Source organism: Paenibacillus sp. DS2015 (assembly GCF_050433705.1).
Lineage (GTDB): Bacteria > Bacillota > Bacilli > Paenibacillales > Paenibacillaceae > Paenibacillus_AQ.
The window spans coordinates 24,271-42,730 of the sequence record NZ_JBNPWS010000005.1 but is presented as its reverse complement, the minus strand read 5'-3'; the positions used below and the strand labels follow the sequence as shown (position 1 = coordinate 42,730).

Genomic DNA, 18,460 nt, shown 5'->3' with positions numbered 1-18,460 from the left:
AGGGGAGAGAAATGGCAAGAGTCCTTCATATCTCAGAATTTACAAAAGGCGGGATTGAAACCCACCTTAATGAAGTGTTGAAGTACCAATCGGACAACCATGATGTGTATCTCATGGCATCGGAGCAGAACTCCAGCGTGGATTCACTCTCGATCAGTCCGGATCGATTACACTTATACCCATATAAGCGAAGCCCAAAATATTTCCTCAAAGCGATGCAGTCGATTCGAAGAATGATTAAACAGGTTAATCCAGATATCGTTCATGTCCATGGCACGTTCGCAGGGTTTTTCCTGCGAACGTTGTTTTTTTTCAAAAGGAAACGTCCTATTGTGATCTACTGTGCGCATGGGTGGGCTTTTCTTATGGATACACAATCGTGGAAAAAAAGGGTGTTCGCTGGGGTAGAGAAGTTGCTGTCACTTCGGACAGATTACATCATTAATATTTCACAGCATGAATATCAGATGTCGATGAATTACGGCTTGTCTTCTAAGAAATCAGTGGTCGTATATAACGGGGTATCAGATGCGCAGCAACCTTCGAATTCATTACCTTTTGTTGTAGACAAGGACAAGATCAATCTGCTCTATGTTGGACGCTTTGACAGGCAAAAGGGGTTTGATCTACTGCTTGAAGTATTTAATGAGCATCGCTTCACAGACGTCACGTTGTATTTGGTAGGCGATACCGTATTGAAGGAATCTGAATTCGATTATCCTAGTAATGCAGTTAAGATCGGCTGGGTGGACAATTCGGAGATTGATCGTTATATGAAAGCATGTGACGCCGTTATCGTGCCATCGCGCTGGGAAGGGTTCGGAATCGTTGCGATTGAGGCGTTGCGGAATAAGAAGCCCGTCATTGCAAGTAATCGCGGTGCACTTCCGGAAATTATCCAGTCTGGTGTGAACGGGTATATCTTTGATTTTGACCATAAGGAAGAGCTGGTGAACATCATTCAAGGGCTAAGCAAAAACGAGCTAGAAATGATGGGAGAGACGGGTGAGAAGATCTTTTACGAGAAATTTCATTCGGATAAGATGAACAAACAAATCGAGCGGTTATATGTAGATGCTTTGAAAAAGCAAGGCGATCAATATTCAGTAACTGTCAACAAATATGTCTAGTTTCACGGGGATGAAAGAGATGATGAACGGAAGCTTACAGAGCCAGCATACTAAGCAGGATGAATTAACTGAGAAGCTGAGCAAAGGTCAGTTATTTTTAGCGATTTATCTCATTATTTTGCTGATAATGACGGTTTATCAGGATTTCCCACTTGTTAATATGATCGGTGAGATAGGCAGAACACCCATTATATTGCTATTTCCTATTTTTGTATTCTGCGAGATTGCGATGCTCTCTAAACATAAGAAGTTGATGTATGTTACGAAACTTCAAAAGTACTTGTGTGCTTTTATTATTTATCTAAGTTTTGTCAGCATGGCCTACATTCTAGTGCAGTTTATGCAGAGTAACTACAGTTTCGGGTCTGAGAACCTGCTTGGTAAGGCGATTAAGGTATTAATTTATTTTGTTGTCATCCTGCTCTATGTCAGACATATGCAACTCGTGTTCTCGAAGATTCAAAGTTACAAGTTGCTGTACAGCTGCTTTTTTGCTGCAGTGACGCTGATGATCGTGATTATGATTGTGGAATTAATCAGTATGCCCAATGCGCTTACCTTCTTACATTCGGGTAACCAACCCTATTGGAGGGTGAGGATGCTCACTTCCGAGAGTAGCACAACCGGATCGATTGTCGTTGTCTACGCTGCAATTCTGGTCTACCTGACGCAATATTTGAAACGGGCTGCGAAGACTTTATCTATTTTATATGCTTCTAGTTTCTTGTTATTCAACTTATTCGTGACGGGATCCAAGGGGTTTATGGTCGTAATCTTGCTAACGTTGGTCGTGACAATGGTCAAATTTCTGGATTTCAGGAAGAAGAGAAACTTTATCCTGCTTATTGTTGTGATTCTGGCGATGTATTTGTTTATAGCCTATTTTTCAGCAGGTATACTTAATTCCTTTAATAATGATATGCAGAACTACACGTCAGCCTACACACGGATAGGGACGATTATTATCTCGCTTGCTACCGTATTCCATCATCCGTTCGGGGTAGGAACTGGAGCATACTTGATGTATTTCGATAATTACTTGGATTATTCAATCAGTCTCATGTCTCGTTTCTATTACAATGTTTTCGGTGTAAGTGAGATCAATGTGGGCGAACTGATGCAATACTCTGGTTCGGATAAAAATGTTGGCGTTAAATCGGGGTTTTTCCAATGGGTGATGTTCGGTGGAGTCTTCTCCGTTGTTTTCTTCTATCTGTTAGCCAAAAACCTGATTACGAAAGTGAAATCGAACTTAATTCTATTTATAGCGCTCATGTTTGTTCTATTATCACTACTCTTTATAGCGCTTGAGATTAAATATGAAGTATGGCTGTTGTTTGCTTTTATCAGTCTTTTTCTAGGTGAGAAAGAAATGAACCATTCCAATAGATCGGGGGTTATTAAATGAAAATGCTTGTTGTATGCAGTGATTTTCCCTATCCCGCCGATCATGGAGGCAGGGTAGATACATGGGGACGCATCAAAGTACTGGCGGAGCTTGGATGGAAGATCCATCTCGTCGTATGTGGTAAAGAAATGCCTTCTGAGGCGGATATGAAAGTGGTATATGGATATGTCGAAGACATTAAGCTGTGTAACCGTCGAAGCAAGCTGGTGGATCTGTTATACGCTATCCCGATGCAGGCTCGATCTCGGAACGAGCTACGACACGTGAATATTGATCAGGATTATGACTATGTGTTGCTTGAAGGTGACTATGTGTACCCCATTCTAAAGAATCCTCACATTCAACATAACAATGTTATCTTACGAGTTCATAACGATGAGGCGGTGTACTTTAAAGCGCTGGCTAGAAGTACTAAGAATAGGATTCACAAGCTCTACTATTATATGGAGAGCCGCAAGTTCACGGCATTGCAGAAAGGCATGCTACAGAAGGTAGATAAGTATTTATTTATCTCTAATAAAGAGTATGAAATCTTCCAGAAACAGCATCCAGATGCCAAAAGCTTGTTTCTACCTCCGCCAGTGACGAAGGAAACCTTCCTTACGAATACGTTTCAAAATAAGCATGTCGTATTTATTGGATCGTTGTTCATGCCCAATAATAGAGAAGCGATTGAGTGGTATCTGACACATATTCATCCATTGATGCTGAAGGAGCCGGATTACAAGTTTATTGTGGCGGGAAACAGTCGGAAGCAGAGCTTAAGTTGGCTCGATTCGTACGACATGACGAATGTGGTTGTGCATGATACACCAGAGAGTCTTGAGGATATCTATCAAAGTGGATATCTGTTCGTGAACCCGATGCAGAATGGTGCCGGCGTGAAACTCAAGACCATCGAAGCGATTCAGAATGGTTTACCGGTCATTTCAACTTCCATTGGTTATGAGGGAACGGGGCTTGTTCATAATAAGCAAATCTTGGTTGCCGATGATCCGAATGAATTCTACAACTGCATCAAGCGGTTGTTCGATCATCCATTGGAGGCTCAAGCGCTGCTAGAATCATCGCAGCATTTCATACGGACGCATTACAATCATAAAAAGGTCTTAAAAGGTTACATAAATTCGTTGAATCCCAGTGTTCAAATGAAGCAGGTGCTGTGAATGGATAAAGAGAAAACCAATGTTTTGTTTGTGACCCATGCGGATAAGAAGGGAGGTGCCGAACAAAGTCTGATTCACTTGATCAATTATTTGGACACGTCACAATATCGGATTTTCTTATTGAGTCCCGACAATGCGGAGTATTTAAATGAAATCAGAACAGAGTACGAGCACTTTCCGCTTCGGCTGAATAGCATTAAGAAGAAGTTAGGCTTCGGCTATCTGGAGACCGTATTTCGTATTAAGGCATTTGTGAACAAGAACCATATTGATATAATTCATGCCAATGGCTGGAGAGCGCCATGGTATACGGCACCACTCAAATATCTAACCCAATGCAAATTGGTCTGGCATCATCGCGATTATACCCATTTACGCATGTTCAACCATGTGCTACCGCGATTTTTTGACCAGGTTATCTGTATCTCGGACTTTGTCGCAAATTCAATTCAAGGTAGTAATAAGACCGTTATTTATAACGGCGTTGATCCAGAGCTGGCTTTAACGATGAAGAGCCGGAGTTTTATGGAGGACGATACGCTCGTGATTGGTACATTTGGACGTATCGTAGAATGGAAGAGATATCATCTGATTATCGAAGCTGTGAAGAAATTGGCTGATAACAAAAAGTATAACTGGAAGTTGCTGATTGTAGGAGACACCTCCGTCGACGGGTCAGAGGGATATCTCAACGACATGGTCCAGAAGGTCAATGATTATGGATTAGAAGATAATATCATCTTCTATGGATATAGTAAGAAACCACTAGACCTGATGAAAGAATGCGATCTAACGATTAACTTCTCATTAAATGAGCCATTTGGAAGAGTCATTATTGAATCGTTACTCGTGCAAACACCTGTTATCGTATCAGACTCCGGTGGAGCACCCGAAATTATTCATCAGACCGGAGGCGGATTTATTGTGAAAGATGGGGATGTGGACGAATTGTTTCAGACGATTCAACGGGTCTACGACCAAGCGGTCGACCATCAGGAACTATCCACCCGAGGGTATACGAGCGTAATGAATGACTTCACCATGAGTACGATCGCTCGAAAGGTAGAACACACCTATCATGTATTACTGACGCAGAAGTTACAGTCGGAAGTGGTGGGAGGTTGACATGAGTATCTCAATCCATCAATTAAGCGTTAGCAAACTGTTGGCTGTTCTGAAGGGAGCCATCATCCTGCCGCTGAAGACCAATTCAGTCGGTCGATTGGGTCGAATCTCAGGTAAATTAAATCTGAAGAATAAAGGTGAAATCACGATAGGGCGGAATGTTTCTTTTCACGCGAAGCCCTTTCCTTCATCTATTTCTGTCGATAAGCAGGCCAAGCTGACCGTGGGAGATAACGTATTCTTTAACTATGGCTTAGATATCGGCTGTACGAAATCGATTCGGATCGGTAGTAATACGATTATAGGCCCTATGGTTAACATGATGGATACGAACTTTCATCCCGTAGATGTAGAGGATCGTACCCGTAGTCAGGACATCGTTATTTCAGATAATGTCTGGATTGGTAGAGGTGTACTAATCTTGCCTGGTGTAACGATCGGACACAATGCGGTGATTGCGGCAGGCAGTGTCGTTACGCGTAACATTCCAGCGAATACGTTGGCCGGGGGGACACCTGCGAAGGTGATTCGCGAGATCAGTGTTCCGAATGAATGGATTCGCAGATACAACTGAATTTGATAAAGCAGTGGGATCTGTGCGAGTTATGCCAGATAGATTGAGATGAGATCAGGAATATGAGGGTTCATCTTTAGTTCAATCTATATAGAAGGAGGACTTCGCTTGGGCGTAAGTCATGTAAAGGTCGTCATCAAAAAAGCAAACCGAATACTAAGGGGCATCTTGTTTGCGTTCAGAACAACAAAAAGTGGTTCGAGACTTCAAGTATCCGGTTCTCATATCATTTCGAAATGTAACAACACGAAGCTAATCATTGGCGACAAGGTCATGCTTTATGACAAAGTGAATTTCTATCTGGATCAGCCAGGGGCTGAAATTGTGATTGGTAACCGTACTTACATCAATCGGCGGACAGAAATTATGTCCAAGGCCTCGGTTAAGATTGGTAATGACTGCGCGATCTCATGGGACGTGGTCATTACAGACACAGATTATCATCATATCGTAGGTACAGTGTCGACGCAGCCCATCTTCATAGGGGATGAGGTGTGGATCGGCTGTAAATCTACGATTCTCAAAGGAGTTACGATCGGTAAAGGAGCTGTTGTTGCTGCTGGTTCTGTCGTAACGAAGGATGTAGAACCCTATACCCTTGTAGGAGGGATACCGGCTAAGGTGATTAAAAGGGATGTCCGGTGGAATTGATTCGAGCAAGGCTAGGGAGAGTAATGCAATGAAAGTATGGATGTGGCCGAAATCGAGTAAGATGAATTTCTATAATGATTTATTAACGAATTCGCTATGTGAAGAAGGAATGGACATTAGGGATTTGAAGCATGGCAAGTTGATGTTACAGGTGGGTCAAGCGAAATCAGGGGATATTGTCCATATTCACTGGATTCACCACGCTTATCAGAATCGGAACCCACTGTTGTTTATCGTGAAGTCGTTCATCTTGATCTGTACGATGCTCTATTTGAAGCTGCGGAATATACAGTTGGTGTGGACGATTCATAATCTGTACCCCCATCATGTGAAATACCCGCGGATGGAGCGGTTCATGCGAACGATTATATGTCGCTTTAGTAGCAAACTGATCGTTGCCTCTGAGTCTATCAAGTCGAAAGTGATGAAAGAGTTTAAAGTACCGGAAAACAAAGTATTCGTAGTGAAGCATGGTCATTATGTGGGTGTGTATAAGTCGCAGGGAATAGATTTCCGGCAGCAATATCATATCCATGAGAGCGCAGATGTCTACTTATTTCTCGGTGCGATCCTAGCATATAAAGGTGTCGAGGATTTAATTGAGGCCTTTAATGCGGTCAAGACGAAGGACACCTTCCTGATTATAGCTGGCAAAGCGGACAGCGAAATGGCCTCCTATTTGAAGCAGGTGAAGGACATGGAGAATATCATTCTAGATATCCGCTTCATTCCGAATGAAGAGGTTGCGGATCTGATCAGCGCGGTGGATGTCATGGTCATGCCCTATAAGGAAATTACGACCTCGGGCTCAGCGATTCTTGGGCTGTCGTTCCAGAAATTGATCGTCATGCCGGACAATGATTTCATTGATGAGTATTTCAAGGAAAACATGGTTGTCCGCTATGATCCAACGAGTGTGTACGGGCTGAGTAATGCCATGAAGGCTTCGTTAAACGTGAAAAAAGAACGAATAGAACCAAAGTATGACGAGGTGCTGAAGGAACTGGAATGGAGCGCAATCGCGCAAAAGGTCAAAAACGTTTATCAAGGATGGGGATGAACGATGAAGGTAACAGTAGCGATATGTACGCATAACCGTGCAAAGGATACGGGCGAGGCTATTGAAAGTATACTTGCTCAAAGTTTTGATAAGAAAGAAATTGAAATTGTCGTCATCGACAATCGGTCTACAGATCATACGGCTGAAGTCGTGTATGGCTTGCGTCGTTACCACGGTTCAAGAATACGTTACGTTCTCGAACAAAAGCTTGGACTATCGGTTGCCCGTAATCGGGCCATTAAGGAAGCGAAAGGCGAATACATTCTGTTTCTGGATGATGATGCGCTAGCCTCGCACCTGTGGGTACAACATATAGTGGACGTATTCGAGAGTGATCCAGCCATTGGCTGTGTCGGAGGCCGGATTGATCCAATCTGGGAGAGTCAGGAGCCTGACTGGATCCCGAGGGAATATCGCTCTGTATTCACTATTCTCGATTATTCGAATGAAGTGCAGGAAATGCCGTCTCCATCCATTCCATATGGTGCGAATGTGGCATTTCGGACAAGTATTTTTGATCATATTAAGCCATTTCGTGAGGATTTAGGACGGGTCGGCAACAACTTGCTGTCTAGTGAGGAGAGTGAGTTGATTGCGAGGCTTCGCGAGAGTTATAAGGTGTATTACACACCGTATGCGTCAGTACAGCACAAAATTGCCAAGGAACGAACGACGAAGACATGGTTCTTGAAAAGAATGTTCTGGCAAGGGGTAAGCGATGCGGTGAAACGTCAGGATCGAAGCCTGTTAGTGGTCGTAAAGCATACGATTCGAATGGGGATGGCGATTGTGTCATCATTGTTCTCAATCTTCCACTTCAAGACATTTATCCGGCAGGTCATGAAAATTTGTTACCGCAATGGATCGCTTATGGGTATCCTGCGCTACAACAGTAGGGGTTGAACATAAGTTATGGCACAACTGGCGTTTCAGAAAGCATGGAAGGGAAATGGACTTCTGCAAACGATTCTTCGCACGAGCGCGACTAATTTCTTGGTCATGGTCATCAGTACGCTGACCTCGATTGTGACGGCGCGTATGTTCGGGGTTGTCGGCAAAGGGGAGTTCTCGGCCATCCTTTTTTGGCCAACGCTGCTCGCAGGGCTTGTTGGGTTCGGACTACCTACCTCGCTTATTTATAATATGAAGCAGAACAAAGGGAACGGAGCCGATTACGTTAGATTGGGCTTCCTATTTCAGATTCCGGTCAGTATCGTCGTCGGCATTGTTGCCTGGATCTGGCTTCCAGCGTGGCTAGGCAATTATCCAGATGCCGTGATCCAGATCGCAAGGTGGTATACCGTACTCATGCTACCTATTTTACTAGCGGTCAACTTAATCTCGGCGCTAGCTCAGAGCACGGGTAAATTCAACGTATACAACGGAGTGCGCTTATATTTTCCATTACTTAATCTGGTTGGACTTCTTGTCCTCTGGTCTGTCGGAAATTTAAGTATTCATTCAGCTTCCTGGGTCTTCCTCATGACGAGTGTGCTGGTCATTTCATGGTCTTTGTACAGTATCAGGGATGCTCTACGAATGGATTGGTTCAAAGGCTTTGGAGATCGACTGGCTGCCAAGGCACTGTTCGGGTACGGCACTAAAGTATTCGGGGTTGAGTTATTAGGGACGTTATATTCCCAATTCGATAAAATTATCATCCTCTCGATGCTGACAGCAAGAGACTTAGGCTTATATACGGTCGTCTACGCCTTATCTCGTGTCTTTAATGTCGTGCAGACGGCCATTACGAATGTTATCTTTCCGAAGGTTACCGGTATGGATAAGGACAAGATTATCGCAACGGTCGGTAGGGCCTTTCGATTGTCTATGATTCTAATGACCATTGTCGTCATACCTAGTATGTTCGTGGGCCGGTACCTGATGGGGATCCTGTTCGGATCGCCTTTCCTTGAGGCGAGCGGAGCCTTTTATCTGCTGTCCATTGAGTGCATTCTCGGTGGGGGCTCATGGATACTAGCATCCGCATTTAATGCGATGGGACGACCCGAACTTGTGTTGGTTAGGCAACTTATCGCACTTGCGGCCACGATTGGGTTATTCTTCGTGTTCACCCCGTTGTACGGGCTGAATGGTATTGCACTTGCGTTATTAATTGGTGCAGTGATCCGGTTAGTTGTTACGATGGCGGCAATGCGAATAGTCTTCCAGGTAAAACTGAGAGGGATATTGTTCGACAGCAATGATTTCCGCTTTCTGCTAGAGCGCATTAAAGACACAATAAAACGTAAAGGAGCGCGCTAACATGTCAATGGAATTCAACGTTCACCCAATGGACGGACTAAAAAAACAGCTCGGTAAGATTCTGAGTGTGATCCCGCAGGGTTCGCGAATTTACTATATTGATTATCCCGTTCATAGCAACGGCGGCGATCTTCTGATCATGAAAGGCACGGAGGCATTCTTCAAGGACTATAATATCCACGTTGAAGCACGTTATAGCGTTTTAGATTTTCCGGAAAAGTTGAAGATACCGAAAGATCACATTATTGTTCTCCACGGTGGAGGGAATTTCGGAGACCTCTATCCCGTACATCAAAAGCTACGCGAGAAAGTCATTACCGACTATCCAGACAACCGGATCGTGATCTTACCTCAGACCATCTTTTATTCTAAAGATTCTGAATTCGATCGAACGGCTGATGTGTTCAACAAGCATAAGGACGTCCACCTCTATGTTCGAGACACCTTATCCTACGATAATGCATCCGAGAAATTCCATGAGTGTAGCGTCTATTTATCACCAGACATGGCGCACCAACTGTGGCCTATTGTGGCGAAGAGTAACCCAGCTAAGGATCAACTGTATTTCTTCCGTACAGATATCGAGAAGACGAGCGAGCAAGAACAGTTGGAATTGACGGGCCGCGGTGATTATTTGGATTGGACATCCCTGTATAATCGATTCGAGAAAAAGTCGATTAATCTAATCGTTCGTATCATGAGAAAAGGCAGTGGGCCTCTTCCGATGCAAGCCATTTGGGGCAAATACACGGATTATCTGGTGGGCAAAGCGGTCAAACGTTTCAGTGGATATCACAGTGTGCAGACTTCACGGCTACATGGACATATTTTATCGTGCTTGATGGATAAGCCTAACACGCTGCTGGATAATTCGTACGGCAAAAACTCCAACTACTTTTACACGTGGACCAGCGGAATTAAATCCGCACAACTTGTTGTGAGTAACCAAACGAACCAAACAAATCAACCGAACCAACCGAACCAACCGAACCAACCGAACCAACCGAACCAACCGAACCAACAGAGCCAACCAAATCCGATGCAACCTACACCTCTAGGGGCTAACCTTGTGTCGAAGATATATCAGGATGCGGTGTTTCGTAAGGTGAATTCTACGCATTGAGTATGTGAAAAAGAGGAGCATGTAGATGACCGCTACGCGGACGGATTATCCTTCCAATCGCTGTTGCCCTCAGATTTCTTGATTATATACCGCTTATGGCGGTAGAAATCCGAGCGCAAAGGCGAACGCTACGCTTCTCCAGGACAATTCCGCCCTCTCCGCTAATATCTGCATGATCGGTTTTTTTGCACTGATATTGGTCTAGAACGGTTAAGAGCCAGTTTTACGGCTCAAGCCCGTAGTAATGGAGGTTGGCAGTCAGACTATGTTTGTAATAAGCGGACACGAGATCCTTTATTAACTTGCTAATCGGCCGTTTTTTCATACTTGAGGTCGATGCATTCGTTTTCTGCATTGAAATTCGTATAAATAGTTCTTTTATGAGTATTTAACGGCTTCTGGCGTATGCTTCCGAAGTAGTCTATGAAGTCACAATCAGTGCTTGCTGACAATTCTATGCTGATCGTAGCGGAGGGGATGGAATTGTCGTGTAGAAGCGAAGCGTTCGCCTAAAAGCTTTCCTTGGAAAGCTACTTCGTAAGCATATGCTGCCCCAGAATTTTCACCGCAAATAGCGGTATAATTCAAAAAAAATTGGGGGCAACAGCGATCGGAAGGACAATCCATCCAAGTAGCGGCCAATTATCAACACATTATATTTTTAGAGCACTGATTTAAAGCTTAAGCATATGCTTTCGAAGTGATTTTTGTAAGAAGCTAACTCAAGAAGTAAATCATTATACAAAACTTAAGTATATGCTTCCGAAGTGAGTTTTGTAAGGAGCTAACTCAAGAAGTAAATCATTATACAAAACTTTAGGAGGGTTCATCATGAAAATTGTTCTTCTTTCAGGGGGATCGGGTAAGCGGTTGTGGCCATTGTCGAACGAGTCGCGCTCCAAGCAGTTTTTGAAGGTATTGAAAAGTAATGAGGGCGAGCGGGAGTCGATGGTACAGCGGGTATGGGGGCAAATTTCCAAAGCTGGCCTCGGGGAACATGCTTATATCGCAACCAGTAAACCTCAGGTCGAAATGATTCAGAGCCAGTTAGGGAACGAGATTGAAATCATCGTGGAACCGGAAAGAAGAGACACCTTTCCAGCTATCGCGCTAGCGGCTACCTATCTATATTCGATACAGGGCGTTAGCTTAAATGAGACGATCGTCGTGATGCCTGTCGATCCGTATGTTGATGAATCGTTCTTCCATAAGAGTAAGGAGCTTGATGGGATTCTAAATGAATCGGGTGCGGACTTGGCACTTATGGGTGTGAAACCGACTTATCCTTCTGAGAAATATGGTTACATTGTTCCAAACATCGGTACGAAGGTGGATGATCCTTATGTAACCGTTCATAGCTTCAGAGAGAAACCCCGCGAGGAAGAGGCGGTAGCCATGATCGAACAGGCTGCGCTTTGGAACTGCGGTGTTTTTGCGTTTAAGCTCGATTTTCTCATTAATATATTGATTGCGAATGATTACCCAATCCACTACGACGAGATGTCCAGATATTATCACCGGATGCCGAAGAATAGCTTCGACTATGAAATAGTGGAGAAAGCCAAGCATATTGTGGCACTACCTTATGAGGGTGAATGGAAGGATCTTGGAACGTGGAACACACTTACCGAGGAGATCGAAACTTCACTAATCGGCAAAGGCATCATTGCTGGCGACTCCCAGAATACACATGTCATTAATGAACTCGATATTCCGATTACGCTACTTAATTTATCTAACGTCATCGTGGCTGCGAGTCCGGATGGCATTCTGGTGTCGGACAAGGCATCAAGTCCGATGATTAAAGAAGTGATGAAGCATTCGGATCAGAGACCTATGTATGAAGAGCGCCGCTGGGGACGTTATCGGGTGCTCGATTATTTGAAATATCCAGATGGCAAAGAAGTGTTAACCAAACGAATCTGTGTCGCCTCAGGGCAAAATTTAAGCTACCAATATCATTTGCTTCGGGATGAGGTATGGACGGTTGTGTCCGGCCGCGGGGAAATGGTGCTGAACGGTAGGCATTTTATCGTAAATTCAGGTGATGTCTTGGTCATTTCCAAGGACAGCAAGCACAGCCTAAGGGCGGAAATAGAAATGGACATCATCGAGGTACAGACGGGATCGGAGCTGATCGAAGAAGATATCGTCCGGCTTGCCTATGATTGGAACGAGATTATGCAATTGTGCACGGTATAAATGAACGAACTTAATGAAGGAGCGATAAGAATGAATATTACGGTCATTGGAACCGGTTATGTCGGGCTCGTATCAGGCATTTGTTATGCGGAGCTTGGCAATCAGGTCATCTGCGTGGATAAGGACCCTCGTAAGATTGACATGTTGAACGCTGGTGGGATTCCCATCTATGAGCCAGGACTACAGGAATTGGCTACGGCAAATCGCACGAAGGGCAGACTTTCCTTTACAACGGATTTACCTAGTGCCGTGACACAATCGGATATTGTCATCCTAGCCGTTGGAACACCACCATTGCCAAGTGGCGAGGCGAATCTTGATTATATTGATGAAGCTGCACTTGAGATCGCGCAAGCGATGAATGGTTACAAGATCATTGCTGTGAAAAGCACTGTGCCTGTCGGAACGAATGAACGACTTGGACAATTGATACGAACCCGCACGAATCATCCTTTTGACAGCATTTCATTACCCGAGTTTTTGCGAGAAGGCTCAGCGATTCAAGATACACTCCAACCCGATCGCATTATTATTGGAGCTGAATCCGAAAGTGCAGCAGCTACGATGACTGCGTTGCATAAACCACTGACCGATCAAATCGTTGTGACGGATATTCGGAGTGCAGAAATGATTAAGTATGCTTCTAACGCATTTCTAGCCACGAAGATTTCATTCATTAACGAGATTGCTAATATCTGTGAGAAGGTCGGTGCGGACGTAACGAAGGTTGCGGAGGGAATGGGATATGACAAGCGAATTGGTCCCTCTTTTCTGAAAGCTGGGATCGGCTATGGAGGTTCTTGCTTTCCGAAGGACACAAGTGCATTGATTCAAATTGCTGGGAATGTTGATTACGAGTTCAAGTTACTGCGTTCCGTTGTTGAGGTGAATCGCGATCAGCGTTTTAATGTAATTCGGAAGTTAGAGACGATCTTTGAGGGTGATTTGCAAGGAAAGACGGTCGCCGTGTGGGGATTGGCATTTAAGCCGAATACCGATGACGTACGTGATTCTCCTGCTTTGGAGATCATTCAGCATTTGGTTGATAACGGGGTGAAGGTAAAAGCCTATGACCCGATTGCGATGGACAACTTCCGCGCTTTATTCGGGAAGGATGGCGTTGAATGGTGTAATGAAGCGATGGAGACGGCACGAGGCGCAGATGCCCTATGTTTACTCACAGAGTGGGATGAATTTGCTGAGGTTGATCTCGGACAATTGCAATCGGTACTGAAGAGACCGATTCTAATTGATGGACGCAATGTTTTTAATGAAGAGCATTTACTAGGCACTGATTTCATTTATTATTCGGTGGGTCGGCCAAGCCTCAATCAAGGCGTGAAACAGCCAATGCCCATCCTTTAATAGTAAGACCCAAATCTATGATAGAGGTGAAATTCATGACGTTTAGTAAAAAAATGACCATATCTGCTCTTACCGTATCTATGCTTACAGCATCACTTGGAGGAATGCCCCTTAGTGAGAAGGGTTTGGCACAAAAGTTGGGCTTAGTTCATGTGGCTAGTGCCGCGGATTCGGGGTTACCACCGGGCTTATTCGAGCAGCTTATGAACGAACTGAATGCCGCGGAATCAAAGTTGCCGCCAAGTGTGTATTTAGATTTTAAGAGTAGGCTGGAGGCTGCAAAAACAGAGCTACAACCAGGTATTTTCTTGGAGCTTATGAATGAGCTGAACGCCGCACAGTCGCAACTACCACCAGCCGTTTATGAAGAGCTTAAGGATAGATTGGAATCTGCCGAATCCGTATTACCTCCAAGTGTTCCCATTGAGGAGAATACGGAAGCGGAGCTAAACGCCGTGCGAGCAGATCTACCATCGAGTGTTTTCTTAGAGCGTATGAATGCGCTAAATGCTGCACTCGCAGCGGGTGATCCGTCAGATGTGCAGGATGTAAGAAATCTACGGGATGAAATCAATGGGCTCGATGAATCCACTAACCTGAAACTGATCGATCCCATCTGGAATAAAATAAGCTTGAAACTTCCGGAGTCTGTCAATCAAGCCGAGCTCAAGGTCAACTTATTCCGTCTCGTCAAAGCTATAGGATCAATACGTTATGACTCTGGGGCGACAGAACTGGAAGCGATTCGTACGAATCCTGAATTCCGCACAACGCTTAACGCGATCGCAGCTGCAGCTGGCACAGGTGAGACGGTCAATATCGTTGATCTTCTCGTGTTTATGTTCGGTGATGGCGGCAGCCGAAAGGGTGTGGAAGGGACTATAAGCAGTGAGATCCAAAAGATGTCGTTGATGGATTTAGTAAGCTTACTAGGTAATAAACAAGGGATTAATGAGATACTCCTTCAATCAACGGATAAGCTGCTAAGTGCAACAGATGCCTACAAGATCAGCTCAATCTTTAGTAAATTAAATATTACACCGCAGGATATCAGATCGATGATTCTAGGCTTCCAAGTGACATTGAAAAAGGATGAGCCGGCGATTAATGCCATGACTATTGCCTATCTGCGCACAGTTACGAAAGAAACAGCTACGATAAGTGAGGACGGGCTTAAACATACGTATAGCCTAAAGGTCTCCAACGTAGATATTCCGGGTATTGTGTTGCAGTGGAGTAAGGTCTCCGGAAGCAAAGATGTAACGGTAACTCCCGCTGGAGTTGTGAGCATCCCAGTGGGGGTTAATCGTGCCTCGGCTGTGATCCAAGCGAAGATGATGAATCCATACGGAGGCGCGGCTAAAGTTATTTTTCAGAAAGAAGTGACTTTAACTGCAGTTACTCAAGAAGAAGAGACACAGTTCCCAGCGGAGCAGTTTCTTCAACGGATGAATAAGCTGTATACGGCGCTGCGAGCGGGAGATCCAAATGATCTTAAGGATGTTCAGAGTTTGCGTGATGAAATGATAGGACTCGACGTTGTCGCAGATCAAGCGTTGATTGACCCAGTATGGAATAGAATAGCGATTAAACTTCCAGCTTCTGTAGACAAAACGGAGCTGAAGGCGAGCTTCTTTAAGTTAATTAAGGCTGTCGGATCGATCCAGTATGACCCTAAAGCGACAGAGCTCGAGGAGATTCGGACGAATCCTGAATACCGAGCGACACTGAAGACGATCGCAGCAGCAAGTGGCAATTCTAATTTAGTCATAGATGACTTTCTAGTGTTTATGTTCGGTGACGGGGATGCCCACTTAGGTATTGAGGGAATCGTTCGGAATAAGCTAGCGGGTATGAGCTCTGCGGAGTTGCTTAACTTGCTCGGTAATAAGCAGGCAATGGCAGCTTTGAAACTGCAAGCGATGGAGGCGCTACTTCGTGATACTGAAGGCTACAAGCTGAGTGCTATTCTAAGCTCGCTAGGCGTTACACCTCAAGAACTTGGATTAACCCTGCTGGGCTTGCAGAAGAAGTTACCACATTATACGCCTGCCAATTACGCTTTGACGATTGCCTATATTCGTGCAGCAGCTACTGCAACGGAAAAGGTAAGTGAAGACGGTCGTCAGCATGATTACAGCTTGAAGGTATTCGGAATAGACGTTCCGGCTGCTGTACTGACTTGGAGCAAGGTATCGGGTAGTGAAGATGTGACGGTACTGGCGAATGGTTCAGTTACAATTCGGAAAGGTGTGACTAACGCTTCGGCCGTTATTCAGGCTAAACTGGTGAATGGGCAATCTGCTAAAGTTATTTTTGAGAAAGAAGTGACGTTAACAGCAGAAGCAACAGAAGAAAATGTCTTCCCGGTGGAGCAATTCCTAGAACGGATGAATCGTCTGAATACCGCGCTTGTTGCAGGCGGGACTGCGGATGTAAGGGATGTTCGTAGGCTTCGGGACGAGATAACGGGACTTAGTGTCACTAAGGATATTACGTTGATCGATTCGATATGGAAGCCGATTGCAGCTAAACTTCCAGCTACTGCGAATCAAGCAGAGTTGAAGAAAGGTTTATTCGAAATTATAAAAGCTGTGGGTTCGATCCAATATGACCCTGAGGCATCTCAGCTCGAAGCGATCCGGACGAATCCCAAATTCCAAGCGACACTAGCAACCCTTGCACAGGCTGGTGGAACTTCGACCCTTACGATCGATGACTTCCTCATTCTGATGTTCGGTGATGGTGGCGAGAATCTTGGAGTTGAAGGAACGTTGCTTGCTCGTATGGAAGCTATGGATGCTAAGGAATTTGCTACGTTATTAAAGAATAAGAATGGGTTCACGGCAGTCAGAAGTGAAGCATTAGCTTCCGTCTTATCTGATACCAAAGGCTACGCGTTAAGTGAGTCCCTGTATAATCTTGGTGTTCAGCCGACAGATATGGCTTCCATGGTTCTTAAATTCAAGTCTAAACTGAAATATGATGAGTCGGCCACCAAAGCATTGACGACTGCCTATATTCGATCCAGTGCCGAAGCAACCGTGAAGATCACGGATGGAGGCCGCCAGCATGTGTATGGTTTGACGGTGCTTGGCGTACAGCTTCCTTCATCTAACTTGAAATGGAAGAAAGTATCTGGCAGTAAGGATGTTAAAGTTGACTCAAATGGGAAAGTTACGATATCCAAGAAAGTATTGGAGGGAACGGTCGTTATACAGGCAACACTTAGTAACTATTTTGGTGGTAATAAGGTGATCTTCAAGCAAGAGATTACAATCGTTAATGAGGATGGCATTGTGGATCCAGAAGCTGAAATAAAGAAGATAACGGAGTCTCTTAAGGTTGAGCTCAAAGATATCTCAACAAAAGTTGCTGCTACAAAAGATGATTTTGAGAAAATCGAATTATTAGCAGAAGTAATCAAAACTCGTAATGATAGTATTACGGCAATAAATGATGTGAAAGATGCATCTACATCAGTCAAGAATAAAGCGATTAATAATGTAAAAACTGAGGTTAAGAAAGTCATTAATCGAATTTTTAACGATCTACGTAACTTCTAATCAGAGCCCAGCCCTCTTTCTCACTAGAGAAGGAGGGCTGGGCTATTTCTATCATCTATCTTTTAGTAGCGGATGGATCGTGATTGATATATGGCACCGGCATGGAAGGACGGAAATGAATGAAGAATCGAAAATTCCTAAAATGGATCGGTTGGTGCATGGGCATTATCCTCGTAATGGGCATTAGCGGTTTGTTTGTAGCTGATTATACAGTAACGAAATTCATGAGTGTTATGGCTTCTGACTCCAATGGCTCACAGGGAACAACGAATAGTACCTTGCAAGAAGATCCTCCAATATCCAAGGAATTATCGAAGTCAGTGACTAGTAATGACAGCCCATCTGCGGTGGAAGGTGGAGAAGGGGCCTCTGAACAATCCGCTGTTAGTACCCAAGACCAAGAGATAGTACAAGATAAAGACAAGGAACAAGTCCAAGTACAAGTACAAGATAAGGATGTGGGGGCTAATCACTCTAGTCATGTAACGGATCAACAGGTGAATGAAGTGCAGGACACGTTGACTACAGGGGATAAAGCTCAGATTATTTCCATTATCGCAAGCAGTCTTAACCGATCGAGTTCAGAGAAACTTTGGGGCTTGGCAAAAGGGGGACTGACGGTGGCTGAGAAGCAAGAAGCGAAGGAGCTACTTCTAACTGAACTATCTTCTGATGACTATAATACGTTATCCGAATTGGCTAAGGAATATGGAATAAGTAAAGGTAAAACGTACGATGAAGCCAAACGGGAACTAAACTTACAACCATAGATCTATGTTAATGGAAGCTATAAACGCAAGGTGATTTATTATATTTTATAAAAAG

Annotated in this window: 14 protein-coding genes; all 14 read left to right on the top strand. The window is 44.3% G+C overall.

Annotated features, from left to right (window positions below):
- Positions 1-11: 11 nt before the first annotated feature.
- The 14 genes from J2T13_RS06610 to J2T13_RS06545 all read left to right on the top strand — a co-directional run bounded on the left by J2T13_RS06610 (position 12) and on the right by J2T13_RS06545 (position 18,405).
- Positions 12-1,130, top strand: a complete 1,119-nt coding sequence (locus J2T13_RS06610; protein ID WP_429369532.1) for a glycosyltransferase — start codon at positions 12-14, stop codon at positions 1,128-1,130.
- 19 nt (positions 1,131-1,149) lie between these two features.
- Positions 1,150-2,538, top strand: coding sequence for a hypothetical protein (locus J2T13_RS06605; RefSeq protein ID WP_429369530.1), 1,389 nt, complete (start codon positions 1,150-1,152; stop codon positions 2,536-2,538).
- Positions 2,535-3,704: a glycosyltransferase family 4 protein gene (locus J2T13_RS06600; RefSeq protein WP_429369528.1), complete on the top strand. Its 1,170-nt coding sequence runs from the start codon at positions 2,535-2,537 to the stop codon at positions 3,702-3,704. The genes J2T13_RS06605 and J2T13_RS06600 overlap by 4 nt, the downstream gene beginning before the upstream one ends.
- Complete coding sequence (locus J2T13_RS06595; protein WP_429369526.1) at positions 3,705-4,829, top strand: glycosyltransferase; 1,125 nt, start codon at positions 3,705-3,707, stop codon at positions 4,827-4,829.
- A 1-nt stretch (position 4,830) separates the two neighbouring features.
- On the top strand, positions 4,831-5,403 hold the full coding sequence (locus J2T13_RS06590; protein ID WP_429369524.1) for an acyltransferase: 573 nt from the start codon (positions 4,831-4,833) through the stop codon (positions 5,401-5,403).
- Positions 5,404-5,511: 108 nt separating this feature from the next.
- Entirely contained in the window at positions 5,512-6,054 is a 543-nt protein-coding gene (locus J2T13_RS06585) for an acyltransferase (protein ID WP_429369522.1), read from the top strand.
- A 28-nt stretch (positions 6,055-6,082) separates the two neighbouring features.
- A complete protein-coding gene (locus tag J2T13_RS06580; RefSeq protein WP_429369520.1) occupies positions 6,083-7,114 on the top strand; it encodes a glycosyltransferase in 1,032 nt (343 codons plus the stop codon).
- A gap of 3 nt (positions 7,115-7,117) precedes the next feature.
- The gene (locus tag J2T13_RS06575) at positions 7,118-8,017 is read left to right on the top strand and encodes a glycosyltransferase (RefSeq protein WP_429369518.1); all 900 of its coding nucleotides are present in this window, start codon (positions 7,118-7,120) and stop codon (positions 8,015-8,017) included.
- A gap of 9 nt (positions 8,018-8,026) precedes the next feature.
- On the top strand, positions 8,027-9,379 hold the full coding sequence (locus J2T13_RS06570; RefSeq protein WP_429369516.1) for a lipopolysaccharide biosynthesis protein: 1,353 nt from the start codon (positions 8,027-8,029) through the stop codon (positions 9,377-9,379).
- A gap of 1 nt (position 9,380) precedes the next feature.
- Positions 9,381-10,502 carry a polysaccharide pyruvyl transferase family protein gene (locus J2T13_RS06565; protein WP_429369514.1) on the top strand — a complete coding sequence of 374 codons (1,122 nt, stop codon included), beginning with the start codon at positions 9,381-9,383 and terminating at the stop codon, positions 10,500-10,502.
- An 831-nt stretch (positions 10,503-11,333) separates the two neighbouring features.
- A complete protein-coding gene (locus J2T13_RS06560) occupies positions 11,334-12,704 on the top strand; it encodes a sugar phosphate nucleotidyltransferase (protein ID WP_429369512.1) in 1,371 nt (456 codons plus the stop codon).
- A 30-nt stretch (positions 12,705-12,734) separates the two neighbouring features.
- Positions 12,735-14,069, top strand: a complete 1,335-nt coding sequence (locus J2T13_RS06555; RefSeq protein ID WP_429369510.1) for a UDP-glucose dehydrogenase family protein — start codon at positions 12,735-12,737, stop codon at positions 14,067-14,069.
- A gap of 35 nt (positions 14,070-14,104) precedes the next feature.
- The gene (locus tag J2T13_RS06550) at positions 14,105-17,635 is read left to right on the top strand and encodes a hypothetical protein (RefSeq protein WP_429369508.1); all 3,531 of its coding nucleotides are present in this window, start codon (positions 14,105-14,107) and stop codon (positions 17,633-17,635) included.
- Positions 17,636-17,754: 119 nt separating this feature from the next.
- Positions 17,755-18,405: a hypothetical protein gene (locus tag J2T13_RS06545; protein WP_429369506.1), complete on the top strand. Its 651-nt coding sequence runs from the start codon at positions 17,755-17,757 to the stop codon at positions 18,403-18,405.
- Positions 18,406-18,460 lie beyond the last annotated feature (55 nt).

Coding starts and splice junctions, on each gene's coding strand:
- J2T13_RS06610 (WP_429369532.1), top strand. CDS start 12: ATGGCAAGAGTCCTTCATATCTCAGAATTTACAAAAGGCGGGATTGAA.
- J2T13_RS06605 (WP_429369530.1), top strand. CDS start 1,150: ATGATGAACGGAAGCTTACAGAGCCAGCATACTAAGCAGGATGAATTA.
- J2T13_RS06600 (WP_429369528.1), top strand. CDS start 2,535: ATGAAAATGCTTGTTGTATGCAGTGATTTTCCCTATCCCGCCGATCAT.
- J2T13_RS06595 (WP_429369526.1), top strand. CDS start 3,705: ATGGATAAAGAGAAAACCAATGTTTTGTTTGTGACCCATGCGGATAAG.
- J2T13_RS06590 (WP_429369524.1), top strand. CDS start 4,831: ATGAGTATCTCAATCCATCAATTAAGCGTTAGCAAACTGTTGGCTGTT.
- J2T13_RS06580 (WP_429369520.1), top strand. CDS start 6,083: ATGAAAGTATGGATGTGGCCGAAATCGAGTAAGATGAATTTCTATAAT.
- J2T13_RS06575 (WP_429369518.1), top strand. CDS start 7,118: ATGAAGGTAACAGTAGCGATATGTACGCATAACCGTGCAAAGGATACG.
- J2T13_RS06570 (WP_429369516.1), top strand. CDS start 8,027: ATGGCACAACTGGCGTTTCAGAAAGCATGGAAGGGAAATGGACTTCTG.
- J2T13_RS06565 (WP_429369514.1), top strand. CDS start 9,381: ATGTCAATGGAATTCAACGTTCACCCAATGGACGGACTAAAAAAACAG.
- J2T13_RS06560 (WP_429369512.1), top strand. CDS start 11,334: ATGAAAATTGTTCTTCTTTCAGGGGGATCGGGTAAGCGGTTGTGGCCA.
- J2T13_RS06555 (WP_429369510.1), top strand. CDS start 12,735: ATGAATATTACGGTCATTGGAACCGGTTATGTCGGGCTCGTATCAGGC.
- J2T13_RS06550 (WP_429369508.1), top strand. CDS start 14,105: ATGACGTTTAGTAAAAAAATGACCATATCTGCTCTTACCGTATCTATG.
- J2T13_RS06545 (WP_429369506.1), top strand. CDS start 17,755: ATGAAGAATCGAAAATTCCTAAAATGGATCGGTTGGTGCATGGGCATT.